This is a genomic window from Acidovorax sp. GW821-FHT10E03, assembly GCF_059415205.1.
Genome location: NZ_JBWKMU010000012.1, coordinates 142,132 through 160,203 on the forward strand (window position 1 = coordinate 142,132; position 18,072 = coordinate 160,203).

Genomic DNA, 18,072 nt, shown 5'->3' on the forward strand with positions numbered 1-18,072 from the left:
GGAGCACGACGACATGGCTGAATTCAAGGAAATCTCTCCCAACGCCTCGGCGGGCGCCAAGGTCACGAACTGGTTCGAGAACCGCTTCCCGACCGCTTTCGACGCCTACAAGGTGCACATGTCGGAGTACTACGCTCCGAAGAACTTCAACTTCTGGTACATCTTCGGCTCGCTGGCGCTGGTCGTGCTGGTGATCCAGATCGTGACCGGCATCTTCCTGGTCATGCACTACAAGCCCGATGCCAGCCTGGCGTTCGCGTCGGTCGAGTACATCATGCGCGATGTGCCCTGGGGCTGGCTGATCCGCTACATGCACTCCACGGGCGCGTCGGCGTTCTTCGTGGTGGTGTACCTGCACATGTTCCGTGGCCTCATCTACGGCAGCTACCGCAAGCCGCGCGAGCTGGTCTGGATCTTCGGCTGCGCCATCTTCCTGTGCCTGATGGCGGAAGCCTTCATGGGCTACCTGCTGCCCTGGGGCCAGATGTCGTACTGGGGCGCCCAGGTGATCGTGAACCTGTTCGCGGCCATCCCTTTCATCGGTCCTGACCTCGCGCTGCTGATCCGTGGCGACTACGTGGTGGGCGACGCCACGCTGAACCGCTTCTTCAGCTTCCACGTGATCGCCGTGCCGCTGGTGCTGCTCGGCCTGGTGGTGGCGCACTTGCTGGCGCTGCACGATGTGGGTTCCAACAATCCCGACGGCGTGGAAATCAAGGGCCCCAAGGCGCCCAAGGATGCCAATGGCAAGCCGCTCGACGGCGTGCCTTTCCATCCCTACTACACGGTGCATGACATCTTTGCCTTGTCCATGTTCCTGATGGCCTTCACGGCGGTGGTGTTCTTCGCGCCCGAGTTCGGCGGCTACTTCCTCGAGTACAACAACTTCATCCCCGCGGACCCGCTCAAGACGCCCGCTCACATCGCGCCGGTCTGGTACTTCACGCCGTTCTATTCGATGCTGCGTGCCATTACCACCGAAATGATGTACGTGCTGGTCCTGTGCGTGGTGGCCGGTGCGGGCTTTGGCGTGCTCAAGGCGAAGCTGCCCAGCTTCATCAAGGTGGGCATCGCGGGTGCGGCTGTGGTCGTGATCGCGATGATGCTGTCCATCGACGCCAAGTTCTGGGGCGTGGTGGTGATGGGCGGTGCCGTGGTCATCCTGTTCTTCCTGCCCTGGCTGGACCACAGCCCGGTCAAGTCGATCCGCTACCGTCCGGACTGGCACAAGTACCTGTATGGCGTCTTCGTGATCATCTTCCTGATCCTGGGCTACCTGGGCGTGCAGCCCCCGTCTCCCATCGGCGAACGCGTATCGCAAGTGGGCACGCTGTTCTACTTCGGCTTCTTCCTGCTGATGCCCTGGTGGAGCCGCATTGGCCAGGCCAAGGCAGTGCCCGACCGCGTGACCTTTGTGGCGCACTGAGCCTGGAGACAACAACAATGAAGAAACTCATCCTCACGCTGATCGCCGCGGTGGGCCTGGCGGCCGGTGCTGCCCACGCCTCGGGTGGTGACACCATCGCCTGGGACAAGGCGCCCAACAAGACCAACGACCTGGCCTCCCTGCAAAACGGCGCCAAGGTATTCGTCAACTACTGCCTGAGCTGCCATTCGGCTGCCTTCATGCGCTTCAACCGCCTGCGCGACATCGGCCTGACCGAGCAGCAGATCAAGGACAACCTGCTGTTCACGACCGACAAGGTCGGCGAGACCATGAAGGCGTCCATCGATCCCAAGCAGGCCAAGGAATGGTTCGGCGCCAACCCGCCGGACCTGACCGTGATCGCGCGTTCGCGCGCCGGCCACGGCGGCACGGGTGCCGACTACCTCTACACCTTCCTGCGCACGTTCTACCGCGACGACACCAAGGCCACCGGCTGGAACAACCTGGCTTTCCCGAGCGTGGGCATGCCCCATGTGCTGTGGGAAATGCAGGGCGACCGCCGCCCCGTGTTCGAAGAGCACGAGAGCCATGGCCACAAGACCCAGGTGTTCAAGGGCTGGGAGCAGGTCAAGCCAGGCACGATGACCCCGCTGCAGTTCGACCAGACCGTGGGCGACCTCGTGAACTACCTGCAGTGGATGGGTGAGCCCGCCCAGAACACCCGCGTGCGCGTGGGGGTGTGGGTGCTGATCTTCCTCGGTTTCTTCACCATCATCGCCTGGAGGCTGAACGCAGCCTTCTGGAAGGATGTGAAGTAAGCAGCACGAGCCGTAGATCCATGAGAAGGCGCCCTTCGGGGTGCCGCCGGATTGTTTGCAGAGTGGGCGCTTTTGGCGTCCCACTCTTTTGATTTTTAGGAGCCTCCCACCATGATGGTGCTTTATTCGGGTACGACCTGTCCCTTCTCCCACCGCTGCCGCTTCGTCCTGTTCGAAAAAGGCATGGACTTTGAAATCCGCGATGTGGACCTGTACAACAAGCCCGAAGACATCAGCGTGATGAACCCGTACGGCCAGGTGCCCATCCTGGTCGAGCGCGACCTGATCCTGTACGAGTCGAACATCATCAATGAGTACATCGACGAGCGCTTCCCGCACCCCCAGCTGATGCCCGGCGACCCGGTCGACCGCGCCCGCGTGCGCCTGTTCCTGCTCAACTTCGAGAAGGAGCTGTTCGTGCACGTGAACATCCTGGAGTCGCGCGCCACCAAGGGCAACGAAAAGGCGCTGGAAAAGGCGCGCGCCCACATCCGCGACCGTCTCACGCAGCTGGCCCCCGTGTTCCTCAAGAACAAGTACATGCTGGGCGACAACTTCTCCATGCTGGACGTGGCGATTGCCCCGTTGCTGTGGCGCCTGGACTACTACGGCATCGACCTGTCCAAGAACGCGGCGCCGCTGCTCAAGTACGCCGAGCGCATCTTCTCGCGCCCTGCCTACATCGAAGCGCTGACGCCGTCCGAAAAGGTCATGCGCAAGTAATCTGCGGCCTGCCCAATTTCTCTTCATCTACCGCAGCAGCCACCCATCTTCATGACCGCACAGGAATCCACCTCCACGCGCCCGTACCTCATTCGTGCCCTGTACGAGTGGTGCACCGACAACGGGCTCACGCCCTATGTGGCCGTGCGCGTGGACGATTCCGTGCAAGTGCCGCGCGAGTACGTGAAGGATGGCGAGATCGTCCTGAACATCAGCTTTGACGCGACGAGCGCCTTGCAGCTGGGCAACGATTTCATCGAGTTCAAGGCCCGCTTCGGCGGCAAGCCGCGCGAGATCCTGGTGCCCGTGGGCCGGGTCATCGCCATCTATGCCCGTGAAAACGGCCAGGGCATGGCGTTTCCTCCCCCGGTGGATGTGCTCGCTGGCAGCAGCGGTGCGGGCCCGGCGGCGCCAGCGCTGCCGGAGGCATTGCCATCGGCGCAGGATGTGGTGGCGGCCGGGGCTGTGCCTGCTCCCGAGGACCGCGTGGTCCAACTGGTGCCCTCCGACGATGGCAAGAAGGACGGCGACGGCGGCGACGCGCCGCGGCCTCCCCCGGCAGCGGGTGGTGCCCGGCCTTCTCTCAAGCGGGTCAAATAACGGCCCCAGCATTTTTTTGAGGCTGCTTTTTCCACTATAAAATGCAGCCTTCGCCGGTTTAGCTCAGTTGGTAGAGCACCCGCCTTGTAAGCGGTAGGTCGTCAGTTCGATTCCGACAACCGGCACCATGTCCCTGGTGTTTCTCACGCATTCCCCGATCCTGGCGCAGGCCGTCAGGTTTGAACTTTCAGGCGAATCGCGTTAACCTCCCACCCCCGGCTGCGCAAATGCGCCTGCAGAGCAGGCAGCAGCTGGCGTATTTTTGCCGCTGCGGCATTGCTCTTGACGAGCAGGCACCAGGAGTCCCCATCGATGGGCCCCGCCTGGACCGTGGGACGCAGCGCCGCAGGAATCAGCATTTCAATGGCCTTGAGCCGATCACTGGAATCGCGTGTCAGCGCTGTGAGCTTGGCCAGCGTGGGAGAGTCCTCGCTGGCCTGCTGCAGGCTGACGGCGTAGTGGCGGCGGTTCATGGTGTGCGTCTTCGGGCGTGGAGAATTCGTAGTGCATCTGATTATCACGGACGCCAGGCTGGCGCGCAGCCGGGCCATTCACCTGTCTGGCACGCGCCTGCTCCTGGCCGGGCTGGCGGTGTCGCTGTGCCTCATGCTGGTGGCTGCGACGCTCTACCACTGGGTTTTCCTCAAGGGCGCGCGCGAAGGTTGGCCGATCGTGGGCTCGCTGGTCCGGCTGGTCGTGAAGGACGAGTTTGCCGAGCGGGACCGGTTTATGCGCGCCAACCTGGATGCGATGGCCCGCCGTGTCGGCGAGATGCAGGCCCGCATGGTGCAGCTGGAATCGCTGGGCGACCGCGTGCTGGGCCTGGCGGGCATGGCGCCCTCCGATATCCAGAAATCGGATGCCCGGGGGGGCGTGCTCGTGAGCGCGCGCAATCTGTCGATGGAGGAGCTGCAGTCCACGCTCGATGAGCTGGAGCGCCTGACCAACCAGCGGGTGGACCTGATGACGGTGCTCGAATCGCGCCTATTCGACCAGCACATCCGAAAGAAGATGATTCCCACCCATGCGCCGGTGACCGGCCGCGTGCCCGGCTCGTCCTTTGGCTGGCGGGTGGACCCGATCACGGGCCAGTCGGCGCTGCACACGGGGCTCGACTTCCAGGCCGATACGGGTACGCCCATCCTGGCCGCTGCCGGTGGCGTGGTGGTGACCCAGGAATACCACCCCGCCTACGGCAACATGATCGAGGTGGACCACGGCAACCAGCTGGTCACGCGCTACGCCCACGCATCGCGCACCCTGGTCAAGCAGGGGGACATCGTGCGCCGTGGCCAGAAGATTGCGGAGGTGGGGACCACGGGGCGTTCCACGGGCCCCCATCTGCATTTCGAGGTGCTGGTGCAGGGTGTTTTCCAGGACCCGCAGAAGTTTCTGAGCGCGGGCGGCGCGGGCCCCGCGGCGCAGGTTGCGGCGGTCCAGCCCCGCGCATCGCCCGGCCAGCCGGCCGTGCCCGCAGCGGGCAGGTAAAATCGCGGGTCCGGTGTTCAGGCCCGGGATTGCAAGCAGCTTGCAATCCATGGCGATGGACCCACCTGAACTCAATTCATCTTAGGGATTTCGGTCGCTTGGCGCGCTGATTGCAGCGGGCAAGCGGTCCTGTTCGCATGGCCACCAACTTCCTCACCAAACTATTCGGCAGCCGCAATGACCGGCTCCTCAAGCAGTACCGCAAGACGGTGACCCGCATCAATGCGATGGAGCCCGACTACGAAAAGCTGTCGGACGAGCAGCTTCGCGCCAAGACGCAGGAGTTCAAGGACCGTGTAGCCAAGGGCGAGTCGCTGGACGATATCCTCCCGGAGGCTTTCGCGGTGGTCCGCGAGGGCTCCAAGCGCATCATGAAGATGCGCCACTTCGATGTGCAATTGCTGGGCGGCATGGCGCTGCACTTTGGCAAGATTTCCGAAATGCGCACGGGTGAGGGCAAGACCCTCACCGCGACCTTGCCGGTGTACCTCAATGCCTTGTCGGGCAAGGGCGTGCATGTGGTGACCGTGAACGACTACCTGGCCAACCGCGACGCGCAATGGATGGGCCGGCTGTACAACTTCCTGGGCCTCACGGTGGGCATCAACCTGCCCAACATGCCGCGCGAGCAAAAGCAGGAAGCCTACCGCGCCGACATCACCTACGGCACGAACAACGAATACGGCTTTGACTACCTGCGCGACAACATGGTCTATGAAGCACAGGACCGCGTGCAGCAGGGCCTGAACTTCGCCATCGTCGACGAGGTGGACTCGATCCTGATCGACGAGGCGCGCACGCCCCTGATCATCAGTGGCCAGGCCGAAGACCACACGGCCATGTATATCGCCATGAACAAGGTGGTGCCGCTGCTGGTGCGCCAGGAAGGCGAAGCCGATCCGCGCACGGGCGAGGGCGTGACCAAGCCGGGCGACTTCACGCTGGACGAAAAGACCCACCAGGTGTTCCTGACCGAGCAGGGTCACGAGAGCGCCGAGCGCATCCTGGCCAGCCACGGCCTGATCGCCGAGGGCGCCTCGGTGTACGACCCGGCCAACATCACGCTGATGCACCACCTGTATGCGGCGCTCCGGGCCAACCACCTGTACCACCGCGACCAGCACTACGTGGTGCAGAACGGCGAGATCGTGATCGTGGATGAGTTCACCGGCCGCCTGATGTCGGGCCGCCGCTGGAGCGAAGGCCTGCACCAGGCCGTCGAGGCCAAGGAAGGCGTGAACATCCAGGCCGAGAACCAGACGCTGGCCTCCATCACGTTCCAGAACTACTTCCGCCTGTACAACAAGCTCGCGGGCATGACCGGCACGGCCGACACCGAGGCCTACGAGTTCCAGGAGATCTACGGCCTGGAAACGACCGTGATCCCTCCGAACCGCCCGAGCCGCCGGGACGACCAGCTCGACCGCGTGTACAAGACCACGCGCGAGAAGTACGAAGCGGCCATCAAGGACATCCGCGAATGCCATGAGCGCGGCCAGCCGGTGCTGGTGGGCACCACGTCGATCGAGAACTCCGAGATCATCGACCAGCTCCTGAACAAGGAAGGCCTGCCGCACCAGGTGCTCAACGCCAAGCAGCACGCCCGTGAGGCCGATATCGTGGCCCAGGCCGGCCGCGAGGGCATGATCACCATCGCCACCAACATGGCGGGCCGTGGTACCGACATCGTGCTGGGCGGCAACATCGAAAAGGACGTGGCGGCTATCGAAGCCGATGAAAGCCTGTCCGAAGCCGACCGCGCCGCCAAGGTCAGCGCCTTGCGCGAGCAGTGGAAGATCGACCACGAGAAGGTCAAGGCACTGGGCGGCCTGCGCATCATCGCCACCGAGCGCCACGAATCACGCCGCATCGACAACCAGCTGCGTGGCCGCTCGGGCCGCCAGGGCGACCCCGGTTCCTCGCGCTTTTACCTGAGCCTGGACGATTCGCTGATGCGCATCTTCGCGGGCGACCGCGTCAAGGCGATCATGGACCGCCTGAAGATGCCCGATGGCGAGGCCATCGAGGCCGGCATCGTGACGCGCAGCATCGAATCGGCCCAGCGCAAGGTCGAGGCCCGCAACTTCGACATCCGCAAGCAATTGCTGGAATACGACGACGTGGCCAATGACCAGCGCAAGGTGATCTACCAGCAGCGCAATGACATCCTGGACGCATCCGACCTGTCGGACGTGATCGCCGCGATGCGCGAAGACTGCATGACCGACCTGGTGCGCCAGTACGTGCCGGCCGAGTCGGTGGAAGAACAATGGGACCTCGCGGCGCTGGAGAAGGCGCTGGTGGACGAATGGCAGGTGTCCATTGCCCTGCAGCAGCAGGTGCAGGGTGCCAGCGCCATCACCGACGACGAGATCCTGGACAAGGTTCTGGCGGCCGCCCATGCCTCCTTTGACGGCAAGGTGGAGCAGGTCGGGCGCGAGAACTTCACCCAGTTCGAGCGCATGGTGCTGCTGCAGAGCTTTGACTCCAACTGGCGCGACCATCTGAGCGCGCTGGACTACCTGCGCCAGGGCATCCACCTGCGCGGGTACGCGCAAAAGCAGCCCAAGCAGGAGTACAAGCGGGAGGCGTTCGAGCTGTTCCGCCAGCTGATCGACCAGGTCAAGAACGAGGTCACCAAGATCCTCATGACCGTGCAGGTGCAGTCGCAGGCCCAGCTCGACCAGGCTGCGCAGGACATGGAAAGCCGCGGCGAGAGCATTGCCAACGTGACCTATACCGCCCCCACCGAAACGGGGGAGGTGGAGACCACCGCGGGCGCGCAGCCCGGCGACGGCCTGAACCTGCCCGAAGGCATGCGCGTGGGCCGCAACGACCCCTGCCCTTGTGGCAGCGGCAAGAAGTACAAGCAGTGCCACGGCAAGCTGGCCTGAGGCCCCGGGGCACCGCCCCCGCGTGCAGGCGTTGAAACCACGCCTGTGGATTTACATGACACGGGCTTCGGCCCGTGTTTTCATTGGCAGGCCACGGTTTTCCGGATAATCGGCCGCAGTTTTTATCAGAAAGGCCCTGTCTCCCATGCCTGTCAATCTTGTCGCCCCCGTGGCCGCCGATCTGCACCCGATCGCCGGCGTCCGCATTGGTGTTGCCGAAGCCGGTGTCCGCAAGGCCCATCGCAAGGACCTCACCGTGTTCCTGCTGGACGAGGGCGCCAGCGTGGCGGGCGTGTTCACGCAGAACCGTTTTTGCGCCGCACCGGTGCAGATCAGCCGCGACCACCTTGCCGCCGGCCAGGCGATCCGTGCGATGGTGGTCAACACCGGCAATGCCAATGCGGGCACGGGGGCCGATGGCCTGGCGCGTGCGCGGGCCACCTGCGGCGCGCTCGCGCGCCAGCTCGGCGTGGCGCCCGAGCAGATCCTGCCGTTCTCCACCGGCGTGATCATGGAACCCCTGCCCAGCGACCGCATCGAGGCCGGCCTGCCCGCCGCGATTGCTGACGCGCAGTCCGGCCATTGGGCCCGTGCGGCGGAAGGCATCATGACCACCGACACGCTGCCCAAGGCGTTCTCCGCGCAGGTGCAGATTGGCGGCGCCACGGTGTCCATCACCGGCATCAGCAAGGGCGCCGGCATGATCCGGCCCAATATGGCCACCATGCTCGGCTTCATGGCCACGGACGCCTGTGTGGCCCCGGCCGTGATGCAGCAGCTGGCCCGCGAACTGGCCGATGGCTCTTTCAACCGGGTCACGATCGACGGCGACACATCGACCAACGACTCGTTCGTGGTGGTGGCCACCAACAAGGCCGCGCATGCGCCCATCGCTTCCCTGGCCAGCGCCGAGGGCCAGGCCCTGAAGGCAGCCATGCTGGCGGTGTCGCAAAAGCTCGCCCAGGCCATCGTGCGCGACGGCGAGGGAGCCACCAAGTTCATCACCGTCCGGGTGGAAGGTGGCAAGACGGGTGACGAATGCCGCAAGGTGGCGTACGCCATCGCCCATTCGCCCCTGGTCAAGACAGCGTTCTATGCCAGCGACCCGAACCTGGGCCGTATCCTCGCGGCCGTGGGGTATGCCGGTATCGATGATCTGGACCAGACCGGCATCGACCTGTACCTGGACGATGTGCATGTGGCGGTCAAGGGCGGCCGCAATCCGGCCTACCGCGAGGAGGATGGGCAGCGCGTGATGAAGCAAAGCGAGATCACCGTGCGTGTCCTGCTGGGCCGGGGCAGCGTGTCCGACACGGTGTGGACGTGTGATTTCAGCCACGAATACGTAACCATCAATGCGGACTACCGTTCGTGAGTGACTCCTGATTTGATAGCTGCTAGCGCTTTATTCACAAGCGCTGAAGGCGAAAATGAACGAAAAATTTGAACACCTGATCGAGCGGGCCGAGCAACTGATCGCCCGCATTGAATCCGTGCTGCCCCAGCCGCTGGGCGCGCCCGACTGGTCGGGCTCGATTGCCTGGCGCTACCGCAAGCGCAGCAGCGGCCACGGCACCCTGGAACCCGTGCGCCATGTCGCCGGCATGCAGCTGTCGGACCTCAAGGAAATCGACGGGCAGAAGGAGAGGATCGCGCGCAACACGGAGCAGTTCGTGCAGGGCAAGCCCGCCAACAACGTGTTGCTGACCGGCGCCCGCGGCACCGGCAAGTCCTCGCTCATCAAGGCCTGCCTCAATGCCTATGCGGGGCGGGGCCTGCGCCTGATCGAAGTGGACAAGGCCGACCTTGTCGACCTGCCCGACATCGTGGACGTGGTGTCCGACCGGCCAGAGAAATTCGTCGTGTTCTGCGATGACCTGAGCTTTGAGGAGGGCGAGCCGGGCTACAAGGCCCTGAAGTCGATCCTCGACGGTTCGGTGGCGGCGGCCACGCCGAATGTGCTGATCTATGCGACGAGCAACCGGCGCCACCTGCTGCCTGAGTACATGGCGGAAAACCTCACCTACACCCACACCGAGGATGGCGAAGTGCACCCCGGCGAAGTGGTGGAAGAGAAGATTTCGCTGTCGGAGCGGTTCGGCCTGTGGGTGAGCTTCTACCCCTTCAGCCAGGAGGAGTACCTGACCATCGTGGCCCAATGGCTGTCCTCCCTGGGGGTGTCCGGGGCCGCGATCACGGCCGCGCGGCCCGAGGCACTCGTCTGGGCGCTGGAGCGCGGCTCGCGCAGCGGCCGCGTGGCCTACCAGTTCGCGCGCGACTATGCGGGACGGCACAGTGGCTGATTCCGCAACCACGCCCCTGGTTCCCGCCCCGCAAGCCAGCCGAAAGCACACGGAGGTCGCGGTGGGCATCCTGCTGCGCGCCGATGGCGCCATGCTGTTGTCCACCCGCCCGCCGGGCAAGCCCTATGCCGGGTACTGGGAGTTCCCGGGCGGCAAGCTGGAGGCGGGCGAAACCGTGGAGCAGGCACTGCGCCGCGAATTGATCGAGGAGCTGGGCGTGACCATTGGGGCGGCCAGCGTATGGAAAGTCACCGAGCACGACTACCCGCATGCCCTGGTGCGCCTGCACTGGTGCAAGGTGTGGGAATGGTCGGGACAGTTCGAGATGCGTGAAGGGCAGGCCATGCAGTGGCAGCAGATTCCGCTGACGGTATCGCCTGTCTTGCCAGGTGCCTACCCGGTGCTGCAGTGGCTTGCGCAGGAGCGGGGCGTGGAGTTTTCGCCACCACCTCCGTAGACCGCTATTGAATTAATAGCTATTTGCGCTTGCAGATAGGGCGCTGGGTGGCGATTTCCCTGAAGATGCGGGCTGGCCTGCCAGCCGGGGTCAGTGTTGCAGGCGTGGATCGCCGTACTGCGCATCGGTGGGCGGGGCCTCTGCGGGCATCCGGAAATCCTCGCTTGCCCAGGCACCGAGATCGACCTGCTTGCAGCGCTCGCTGCAGAACGGGCGGTAGGCATTGGCAGGGCTGTAGACGCTGTCTCCACCGCAGGTGGGGCAGGTCACGGTGCGGGCGGCGGTTGCCGCATCGGGGCGGGGGGCGGGAGCGGCCATGTCTCGTCGTCGTCCTCAAATCACGATCCAGCGCCGAGCCTCAGGCGCACAGGGTCAGTTCAAACGCAGCGTCCTCGCTGCAGGCGTGCAGGCGTCCATCGCCCTCCAGCCGCATGAGCCGCACCGAGACGATGAGGCGGTTGCCGCTGATTTCGGGAATCAGGTCCAGGGCGGGATCGATGCGCAGGCGCAGCAACTGGAACGTGCGGCCCTGCGGCAGATTCTGCTGGAACTGGCCGCGCTCGGCAGCCACCTTCTGGGGCACGCCGGAATCGCGCAGCAGCTTGAGCAGCACGTAGATGGATTCAGCGAGGGGGGCCAGTGTGGACGCCCATTCCTCGAGCGCCTGCTGCCGCACGGCGGGCGGATGGTGCTGCCACGCGTAGTAGGCGGGCAGGTCAAAGCCGCAGGTACCCCCTGGAATGCCGACCCGGCTGCGGATGCTCATCAGCCAGTCGTTTTCCGTGAGCGAGTGGCCCGACTTGCCGGACTGGGTATTCAGCGCGGTGAAACAGCGGTCCAGCTGGGCGATGATCGCATCCAGCGCCGCTTCGGAGATCGAGGGGTTGCCCCGGTAGCTGTCGAGCTGGTGCTTGTGCTTCTCGATGTCCTTGAGCACGTCCGACTTCAGGTCGGCCCGCGCTGCGACGTCCATGATCTCGAAGATCGTGACCAGCGCGAAGTGATGATCGAGCGCGTGGGAGCGGGGTATCAATTCCCCCAACCGGCGAAACAACTGCTCAAGCCGCAGATAGGTTCTGAGACGCTCGTTAAAGGGATATTCGTAAAGGATCACGCTGGCGGGTTCCTGGGGGCTCAGGGGGTATTCTGACGCCGGTGGCGCACGGCATGGAGTGAAAGCACAAACGGTTTCGTTCGCATCATAGCCCGAACAGCGCCGCTGCCTGCCGGGTTTGCGCGTGCAGGTTCTCCAGCGTGCAATCCCTGTCGTTGGCAATCACGGCATCTGCGACGGCCCGCCGGGCCGGGCGGCTGGCTTGCGACGCAATGATGCCCAGCACCACCTCCCGCGTCAGGCCGTTGCGCTGCATGACGCGTTCGATCTGCGTTTCAGCTGAACAATCGACCACCAGCACTGCGTCCAGCCTGCGGGCCCAACGACCGGATTCCGCCAGCAGCGGAATATCGAACACGATCAGCGCATGGCCCTCGTGCGCCGCCTGCTCGGCCTTCAAATTGCCGTGAAGGGTGACGAGCGGGTGCACGATCCCTTCGAGCTGGGCCCGTGCCTCCGGCCGGCTGAAGGCCAGCGCACGCATGCGGCCCCGGTCCAGCGCCCCGGTGGCATCCACGAAGCCGCTGCCGAAAGTCGCGCGGATGGCCTCCATGGCCGCTCCGTGCGGGCCTGTGACCTCACGGGCGATCTGGTCCGCGTCGATCAGGCTGGCGCCCAGGGAGGCCAGCACATGGCCCACCGTGCTCTTGCCGCTGCCAATGCCACCGGTCAGGCCCAGACGCAAGGGATGCTTGCGTGGATTCATCGTTCAAAGGCCCAGGAGTTTCAGCACCGTGTCCAGAATGGCTTGGGGCCCGAACACCATCGCCGTGAATCCCGCCCCCACAAGAAAGGGGCCGAAGGGGATGTAGCCGCCTTCACGCAGGCTGCTGAAGATTTTCATCGCGATGCCGATGACGGCGCCGATCACCGAGGACATCAGAATGATGGGTACGAGGGCCTGCCAGCCGAACCAGGCTCCCAGCGCGGCAAACAGCTTGAAATCCCCATACCCCATGCCTTCCTTGCCGGTGGCGAGCTTGAACCCCCAGTAGACCAGCCAAAGCGAAAGATAGCCCGCCACGGCGCCGAACACCGAGGCGTGCAGCGGTACTGCGATCCACTGCAGGGCAGACGACAAAAGGCCGGCCCACAGCAGCGGCAGGGTGATGTCGTCGGGCAGGAGGGTGGTGTCCCAGTCGATGAATGCCAGTGCCACCAGGGCCGCCGAGAAACCACACCATGCAATCCCCGTGGCCGTGACACCCCAGCGCTGGATGCAAAAGAAGAACAGGGCACCGGTCGCCATCTCGATCAGAGGATATCGGAGCGAGATCCGCGCCTTGCAGGCCGAGCAGCGGCCCCGCAGAAAGAGATAGCTGACGACAGGAATGTTCTCGTACCACTGCACCAAGTGCCCGCAGGACGGGCAGCGAGAGCGGGGGACCATGAGATTGAACCGCTCTGGCTCGGGATGCGCCGGGCTGGTATCAGCTTGTGCGGCCGGCGCCTGCATCGCCTGCACCTCTTCAGTCCACCGGCGCTCCATCATCTTGGGCAGCCGGTAAATGACCACGTTGAGAAAACTGCCGATCAGAAGCCCCAATACCGCACCCCAACTCGCATTCCACCAAATCTCCATCTCCATCACACGACTTGGCCAAGCTTGAAGATGGGGAGGTACATCGAGACCACGATCCCGCCAATCAACGTTCCCAGGAAGACAATGATGATGGGTTCCATGAGGCTCGACAGGCCTGCCACCATTTCATCCACTTCTGCTTCGTAAAAATCGGCAGCCTTGCCCAGCATGTGGTCGATGGAGCCCGATTCCTCGCCAATGGCACACATCTGAAGCACCATGGACGGGAAAATATTGGCATTACCCATGGCTGCGGTAAGGCTCGTGCCGGTGGAGACTTCCTGCTGGATTCTTTCGGTGGCCATCGAATATACGGAATTGCCCGAGGCGCCGCCCACCGAGTCGAGCGCTTCGACCAGAGGCACGCCAGCCGCGAACATGGTGGATAGCGTTCGGGTCCATCGCGCCACACAGGACTTCTCCACCAGCGCACCGAAGATTGGAATCTTCAACAGTATTCGATCCATGAGCATCTGCATTTTTTCATTTCTTTTCCATGCTTGCATGAAGAAGAAAAAACCACCGCCTATTGCGCCAAAAATAAGCCACCACCATTTCACAAAAATCTCACTTATTGCCATTACAAACAAGGTGGGTGCAGGCAAATCTGCTCCAAAAGAAGTAAAAACTTCTTTGAATGCAGGAATTACAAATATCATAATCACAGTAACAACAACGAATGCAACAATAATAACTGATATTGGATACATTAGTGCTGATTTGATTTTTGATTTTATGGCCTCCGTTTTTTCCATGTAGGTGGCCAGTCGATCAAGCAGTGCTTCCAGAATACCCGCGGCCTCGCCCGCTTCCACCAAATTGCAATACAAGCTGTCAAAATACATCGGATGCTTGCGGAATGCAGCATTCAGCGACGTGCCTGTTTCCACGTCAGAGCGGATGTCATTGAGCAGTTTGGTAACGCTTGCATTTGTATTGCCTCGCCCCACAATGTCAAATGATTGGAGGAGAGGTACCCCAGCTTTCATCATGGTTGCAAGCTGCCGAGTGAACAGAGCAATGTCCTTGGGCTTAATCTTCTTGCCCGACCGCATGCGCCTTTTCTTGATCTTTGTCGGGAAAACACCCTGGCGGCGCAGGGTGGCTTGCACTTGGTTTTCCCCGGAAGCGCGCACCTCGCCGCGCACGATTTTCCCGTGCCGGTCCTTGCCTTCCCATTCGAAAACAAATTCCTTGATATCCCGTGATGATGCAGCAGTTGCCATGCTGGTCCCTCTAACTCGTTATTCGTTGGTGACGGCAAGCACTTCTTCCAGCGAAGTGAAACCTAATCTTGCTTTGTGCAGGCCGGATTCGCGCAGTGAGCGAACACCTTCCGCTCGTGCCTGCTCGGCGATCTCAAGCGCGCTTCCATCTCGCAATATGATGCGCTGGATGTCTTCCGAGATTGGCATCACCTGATATATGCCGACCCGGCCCTTGTAGCCATTGTTGCAGGCCGAGCAGCCTACAGGACGGTAGGTCACCCAGCTTCCGTCGATGTCCTCATCCTTGTAACCCGCTTCGAGAAGGGATTCGTGCGGTATATCAGCCGGCACCTTGCACACGGGGCACAGCCTGCGCGCAAGGCGTTGCGCGGTAATAAGAATCACGCTGGACGCGATATTGAATGGGGCAATCCCCATATTGCGCATCCGGGTCAGGGTCGTGGGGGCATCGTTGGTGTGCAGGGTCGACAAAACCAGGTGACCCGTCTGCGCTGCCTTGATAGAAATATCTGCGGTCTCCAGATCGCGAATTTCACCGACCATGATGATGTCGGGATCCTGCCGCAGAAAGGATTTCAGGGCCACGGCAAAAGTCAACCCCGCTTTTTCATTGACGTTGACCTGATTGACCCCGGGCAGGTTGATTTCCGACGGGTCTTCCGCGGTGGCAATGTTCACGCCCGGCTTGTTTAGCAGGTTCAGGCAGGTATATAGCGACACGGTCTTGCCGGAACCCGTCGGGCCCGTGACCAGAATCATTCCATAGGGGCGCCCTATGGCCTCCAGCAGCCGCTCTTTTTCCTGGGGTTCGTAGCCCAGCGCATCAATCCCAAGCTTGGCGCTGCTCGGGTCCAGGATACGAATAACGATTTTTTCCCCAAACAGGGTGGGGAGGGTGCTCACACGGAAGTCGATCACCCTGTCCGGGCCCACTTTCAATTTCATGCGTCCGTCTTGCGGGACTCTCTTTTCTGAAATATCCAGGCGGGAGATCACCTTGATGCGGGATGCGAGCTTGTCCTTGATCGCGATGGGCGGGGACGCGATTTCCCGGAGTTCTCCATCGATCCGGAATCTCACCCGGTACTGGTGCTCGTAGGGTTCAAAATGCAGGTCCGAGGCCCGCATATTGAATGCGTCGAGCAGCATCTTGTGCAGGAACTTGACGATGGGCGCATCTTCCACATCGCCGGCACCGGCGTCGTTGTTGTCGGGTGCTTCTTCTACGGCTACATCGTCGAAATCAAAGTCGCCTCCACCGCTCACCAGGGTGTCCATCGACTCACTGGTTGATTTTGTGGTGGATTCTACCAGTCGGCTGAGCTTGTCATATTCAGCGATAATCCAATCCACCCCCATCTGGGTCGTGAATTTGATTTTCTCGGCAGCTTCCTGGTCAGTGGGATCGGCGGTCGCGACGATCAGACGATTATTGCGTTTGCTGAGGACAACGACCCGATACGCCTGACATATTTTGGGATCGAGAAGCTCTTTGGGCAGTCGAAGCGGATCAATTGCTTCCAGATCCAGCAAGGGCGCACCAAACACGGCTGAAACGGTGTGCGCCAAATCGGCAGCCGACACGGCACCAGATCCCGTCAATTCGGCAATAAAACTGGTGCGGCTGATTTGTGATTTTTTGTAAATGTCCTCTGCCGACTTTTGGGTCAACTTGCCGGCGGACATCAACGCCCTACCCAATCCGGGAAGGGCCACTGCAGAGGCTTCTTTGGGGGCAGTATCAACAGCGGCCATGTAACCGGTAATGTGTTAGGTGTGGAAAAGAATCCATCCTATCATCACCGATCAGCCACAAGCTGTACAGCCGTCGATATTGGCAACAGCACCACAGAACCGGCGCTTTTGTTGAAAATGCGGTCTTGTGGTCGGGGTGAGAGGATTCGAACCTCCGGCCTCTACGTCCCGAACGTAGCGCTCTACCAGGCTAAGCTACACCCCGTTGTGTGCAATTGCACTCGAAAGTGGATGCAATGGGGCATCTCAGTTGCGTCGTGCAAGCAATTGCGCGGCCAATTCTAGCAAACCTGCTGAATAGGCATTGGCGGGTAATTGCTCGGCCGCGGCCATGGCGCGGCGGGCCTCGCCGAAGGCCGCTGCCCGGGTGATGTCCAGTGCCCCGGTGTCGCGGACAATCTGCACGATCTCGGCCAGTTGGTCGGTGGAGCCCTGTTCAATGGCGTGGCGCACGGTTTGCGCCTGGCTTTGCGTTCCGCGTTCCATGGCGGCGATCAGGGGCAGGGTGGACTTGCCTTCCCGAAGATCGTCTCCCAGATTTTTACCCATTTCCACTGCGTCGCCGTCGTAGTCGAGAACGTCGTCAATGATCTGGAAGGCGGTTCCCAGTGCCTGCCCGTAGGTTGCGCAGGCCTCTTCGACATCGGGCGGGCTGCCCGCCAGCACCGCGCCGAGGCGGGCACTGGCTTCAAACAGCTTGGCGGTCTTGGACCGGATGACACGCAGGTAGCCCGCTTCGTCCAGCGATGCATCGTGCATATTCATGAGCTGCAGCACTTCCCCCTCGGCGATCACATTGGTGGCTTCCGAGAGTATTTCCATGATGCGCATGCTGCCCGCCTCGACCATCATCTGGAAGGAGCGGGTGTGCAGGAAATCGCCGACGAGCACGCTGGCAGGATTGCCAAAAGTTTCGTTGGCAGTGGGGCGGCCGCGGCGCAGGGTGGAGGCATCCACCACATCGTCGTGCAGCAGGGTGGCGGTGTGGATCAGCTCCACGACGGCCGCGAGACTGTGGCGCTGCGCGCCTCGGTAGTCCAGGGCTCCGCACACCATGAGCAAAAGCGCGGGCCGCAGGCGCTTGCCGCCGGCGGCAATGATGTATTGGGATATCTGCGCGACCAGGGGAACGCTGGAAGTCAGGCGCTGACCGATGACCTTGTCGACCTCGTGCATGTCTTGTGCAACGAGCAGGAGGGGCGATGCGGCGGGGGCGGTGTGGTCAGTCAAGATGGTGGTCGCAGAAAGAGACCGGATTATAGGAAGCCCTGAAGGCGCCCCGGCGCGTTGCGCGAGGCTGCCGCTCGGCCGGCATGCGGGGGCTGGCGCTGCTCGGAGCGATGCGCTATACTCTTGGGCTCTGCGGAAATTCGTCTGCAGAACTCATATCAAGAGGTCAACATGTACGCGGTCATAAAAACCGGCGGCAAGCAGTATCGCGTTGCTTCCGGCGAAAAAATTAAAGTAGAACAGATTGCTGCGGACGTAGGCCAGGAAATTGTGATCGATCAGGTTTTGGCAGTCGGCAACGGCGCTGAACTCAAGATCGGTACGCCCCTGGTGTCCGGCGCAACCGTGAAAGCCACTGTCGTGGCCCACGGCAAGCACGACAAGGTGCACATCTTCAAGATGCGCCGTCGCAAGCACTATCAAAAACGCCAAGGCCATCGCCAGCAGTTCACTGAGCTGCAAATCGGTGCGATTGCTGCTTAATCGAAGGAG

Annotated in this window: 18 protein-coding genes and 2 tRNA genes; 11 read left to right on the top strand and 9 right to left on the bottom strand. The window is 62.3% G+C overall.

Annotated features, from left to right (window positions below; genetic code table 11):
• Nucleotides 1–13: 13 nt before the first annotated feature.
• From AC07OD_RS21125 to AC07OD_RS21145, 5 genes are all read left to right on the top strand, one after another.
• Nucleotides 14–1,426 (top strand): cytochrome b, encoded by a 1,413-nt coding sequence (locus AC07OD_RS21125; protein WP_494597949.1) that lies wholly within the window; start codon nt 14–16, stop codon nt 1,424–1,426.
• A gap of 17 nt (nt 1,427–1,443) precedes the next feature.
• Complete coding sequence (locus tag AC07OD_RS21130; protein WP_218293462.1) at nt 1,444–2,205, top strand: cytochrome c1; 762 nt, start codon at nt 1,444–1,446, stop codon at nt 2,203–2,205.
• Between the two features lie 111 nt (nt 2,206–2,316).
• On the top strand, nt 2,317–2,928 hold the full coding sequence (locus tag AC07OD_RS21135; protein WP_007854512.1) for a glutathione S-transferase N-terminal domain-containing protein: 612 nt from the start codon (nt 2,317–2,319) through the stop codon (nt 2,926–2,928).
• 51 nt (nt 2,929–2,979) lie between these two features.
• The gene (locus AC07OD_RS21140) at nt 2,980–3,528 is read left to right on the top strand and encodes a ClpXP protease specificity-enhancing factor (RefSeq protein WP_218340325.1); all 549 of its coding nucleotides are present in this window, start codon (nt 2,980–2,982) and stop codon (nt 3,526–3,528) included.
• A gap of 52 nt (nt 3,529–3,580) precedes the next feature.
• A tRNA-Thr gene (locus tag AC07OD_RS21145) sits at nt 3,581–3,656 on the top strand.
• Between the two features lie 45 nt (nt 3,657–3,701).
• Here AC07OD_RS21145 and AC07OD_RS21150 read toward each other — a convergent pair.
• Nucleotides 3,702–4,001, bottom strand: coding sequence for a hypothetical protein (locus AC07OD_RS21150; RefSeq protein WP_218293464.1), 300 nt, complete (start codon nt 3,999–4,001; stop codon nt 3,702–3,704).
• 31 nt (nt 4,002–4,032) lie between these two features.
• Here AC07OD_RS21150 and AC07OD_RS21155 point away from each other — a divergent pair, with 31 nt between their 5' ends.
• The 5 genes from AC07OD_RS21155 (at nt 4,033) to AC07OD_RS21175 (ending at nt 10,670) form a co-directional block, all read left to right on the top strand.
• Complete coding sequence (locus AC07OD_RS21155) at nt 4,033–5,016, top strand: M23 family metallopeptidase (RefSeq protein WP_370627804.1); 984 nt, start codon at nt 4,033–4,035, stop codon at nt 5,014–5,016.
• Nucleotides 5,017–5,153: 137 nt separating this feature from the next.
• Nucleotides 5,154–7,910 carry a preprotein translocase subunit SecA gene (gene secA, locus AC07OD_RS21160; RefSeq protein ID WP_218340323.1) on the top strand — a complete coding sequence of 919 codons (2,757 nt, stop codon included), beginning with the start codon at nt 5,154–5,156 and terminating at the stop codon, nt 7,908–7,910.
• Nucleotides 7,911–8,055: 145 nt separating this feature from the next.
• Nucleotides 8,056–9,285 (top strand): bifunctional glutamate N-acetyltransferase/amino-acid acetyltransferase ArgJ, encoded by a 1,230-nt coding sequence (argJ, locus tag AC07OD_RS21165; RefSeq protein WP_369641660.1) that lies wholly within the window; start codon nt 8,056–8,058, stop codon nt 9,283–9,285.
• A 55-nt stretch (nt 9,286–9,340) separates the two neighbouring features.
• Nucleotides 9,341–10,213 (top strand): ATP-binding protein, encoded by an 873-nt coding sequence (locus AC07OD_RS21170; protein ID WP_218293468.1) that lies wholly within the window; start codon nt 9,341–9,343, stop codon nt 10,211–10,213.
• Nucleotides 10,191–10,670, top strand: a complete 480-nt coding sequence (locus AC07OD_RS21175) for an NUDIX domain-containing protein (protein ID WP_255591193.1) — start codon at nt 10,191–10,193, stop codon at nt 10,668–10,670. The genes AC07OD_RS21170 and AC07OD_RS21175 overlap by 23 nt, the downstream gene beginning before the upstream one ends.
• Before the next feature lie 90 nt (nt 10,671–10,760).
• Here AC07OD_RS21175 and AC07OD_RS21180 read toward each other — a convergent pair whose 3' ends face one another.
• From AC07OD_RS21180 to AC07OD_RS21215, 8 genes are all read right to left on the bottom strand, one after another.
• The gene (locus tag AC07OD_RS21180) at nt 10,761–10,988 is read right to left on the bottom strand and encodes a DNA gyrase inhibitor YacG (protein WP_218293469.1); all 228 of its coding nucleotides are present in this window, start codon (nt 10,986–10,988) and stop codon (nt 10,761–10,763) included.
• A gap of 40 nt (nt 10,989–11,028) precedes the next feature.
• Complete coding sequence (zapD, locus tag AC07OD_RS21185) at nt 11,029–11,784, bottom strand: cell division protein ZapD (RefSeq protein WP_494597950.1); 756 nt, start codon at nt 11,782–11,784, stop codon at nt 11,029–11,031.
• 85 nt (nt 11,785–11,869) lie between these two features.
• Nucleotides 11,870–12,490, bottom strand: coding sequence for a dephospho-CoA kinase (gene coaE, locus AC07OD_RS21190; RefSeq protein ID WP_494597951.1), 621 nt, complete (start codon nt 12,488–12,490; stop codon nt 11,870–11,872).
• 3 nt (nt 12,491–12,493) lie between these two features.
• Nucleotides 12,494–13,372, bottom strand: a complete 879-nt coding sequence (locus AC07OD_RS21195; RefSeq protein ID WP_218293472.1) for a prepilin peptidase — start codon at nt 13,370–13,372, stop codon at nt 12,494–12,496.
• Entirely contained in the window at nt 13,372–14,592 is a 1,221-nt protein-coding gene (locus tag AC07OD_RS21200; RefSeq protein ID WP_218293473.1) for a type II secretion system F family protein, read from the bottom strand. Before AC07OD_RS21200 ends, AC07OD_RS21195 begins: the two co-directional genes overlap by 1 nt.
• Before the next feature lie 18 nt (nt 14,593–14,610).
• Nucleotides 14,611–16,350 carry a type IV-A pilus assembly ATPase PilB gene (gene pilB, locus AC07OD_RS21205; RefSeq protein ID WP_218293474.1) on the bottom strand — a complete coding sequence of 580 codons (1,740 nt, stop codon included), beginning with the start codon at nt 16,348–16,350 and terminating at the stop codon, nt 14,611–14,613.
• A 128-nt stretch (nt 16,351–16,478) separates the two neighbouring features.
• A tRNA-Pro gene (locus tag AC07OD_RS21210) sits at nt 16,479–16,555 on the bottom strand.
• A 41-nt stretch (nt 16,556–16,596) separates the two neighbouring features.
• Nucleotides 16,597–17,526 (bottom strand): polyprenyl synthetase family protein, encoded by a 930-nt coding sequence (locus AC07OD_RS21215; RefSeq protein ID WP_218294407.1) that lies wholly within the window; start codon nt 17,524–17,526, stop codon nt 16,597–16,599.
• A gap of 225 nt (nt 17,527–17,751) precedes the next feature.
• Between AC07OD_RS21215 and rplU the strand changes: the two genes are divergently transcribed.
• On the top strand, nt 17,752–18,063 hold the full coding sequence (rplU, locus tag AC07OD_RS21220; RefSeq protein ID WP_010462012.1) for a 50S ribosomal protein L21: 312 nt from the start codon (nt 17,752–17,754) through the stop codon (nt 18,061–18,063).
• The last annotated feature ends 9 nt before the right edge of the window (nt 18,064–18,072 follow it).

What these genes read in the sequence shown, in the direction of transcription:
- AC07OD_RS21150 (WP_218293464.1), bottom strand. Translation starts at nt 4,001, where the DNA reads ATGAACCGCCGCCACTACGCCGTCAGCCTGCAGCAGGCCAGCGAGGAC.
- AC07OD_RS21140 (WP_218340325.1), top strand. Translation starts at nt 2,980, where the DNA reads ATGACCGCACAGGAATCCACCTCCACGCGCCCGTACCTCATTCGTGCC.
- pilB (WP_218293474.1), bottom strand. Translation starts at nt 16,350, where the DNA reads ATGGCCGCTGTTGATACTGCCCCCAAAGAAGCCTCTGCAGTGGCCCTT.
- AC07OD_RS21180 (WP_218293469.1), bottom strand. Translation starts at nt 10,988, where the DNA reads ATGGCCGCTCCCGCCCCCCGCCCCGATGCGGCAACCGCCGCCCGCACC.
- AC07OD_RS21125 (WP_494597949.1), top strand. Translation starts at nt 14, where the DNA reads ATGGCTGAATTCAAGGAAATCTCTCCCAACGCCTCGGCGGGCGCCAAG.
- secA (WP_218340323.1), top strand. Translation starts at nt 5,154, where the DNA reads ATGGCCACCAACTTCCTCACCAAACTATTCGGCAGCCGCAATGACCGG.
- AC07OD_RS21170 (WP_218293468.1), top strand. Translation starts at nt 9,341, where the DNA reads ATGAACGAAAAATTTGAACACCTGATCGAGCGGGCCGAGCAACTGATC.
- AC07OD_RS21195 (WP_218293472.1), bottom strand. Translation starts at nt 13,372, where the DNA reads ATGGAGATGGAGATTTGGTGGAATGCGAGTTGGGGTGCGGTATTGGGG.
- AC07OD_RS21200 (WP_218293473.1), bottom strand. Translation starts at nt 14,592, where the DNA reads ATGGCAACTGCTGCATCATCACGGGATATCAAGGAATTTGTTTTCGAA.
- argJ (WP_369641660.1), top strand. Translation starts at nt 8,056, where the DNA reads ATGCCTGTCAATCTTGTCGCCCCCGTGGCCGCCGATCTGCACCCGATC.
- coaE (WP_494597951.1), bottom strand. Translation starts at nt 12,490, where the DNA reads ATGAATCCACGCAAGCATCCCTTGCGTCTGGGCCTGACCGGTGGCATT.
- AC07OD_RS21130 (WP_218293462.1), top strand. Translation starts at nt 1,444, where the DNA reads ATGAAGAAACTCATCCTCACGCTGATCGCCGCGGTGGGCCTGGCGGCC.
- AC07OD_RS21175 (WP_255591193.1), top strand. Translation starts at nt 10,191, where the DNA reads ATGCGGGACGGCACAGTGGCTGATTCCGCAACCACGCCCCTGGTTCCC.
- AC07OD_RS21135 (WP_007854512.1), top strand. Translation starts at nt 2,317, where the DNA reads ATGATGGTGCTTTATTCGGGTACGACCTGTCCCTTCTCCCACCGCTGC.
- rplU (WP_010462012.1), top strand. Translation starts at nt 17,752, where the DNA reads ATGTACGCGGTCATAAAAACCGGCGGCAAGCAGTATCGCGTTGCTTCC.
- AC07OD_RS21215 (WP_218294407.1), bottom strand. Translation starts at nt 17,526, where the DNA reads ATGCACGAGGTCGACAAGGTCATCGGTCAGCGCCTGACTTCCAGCGTT.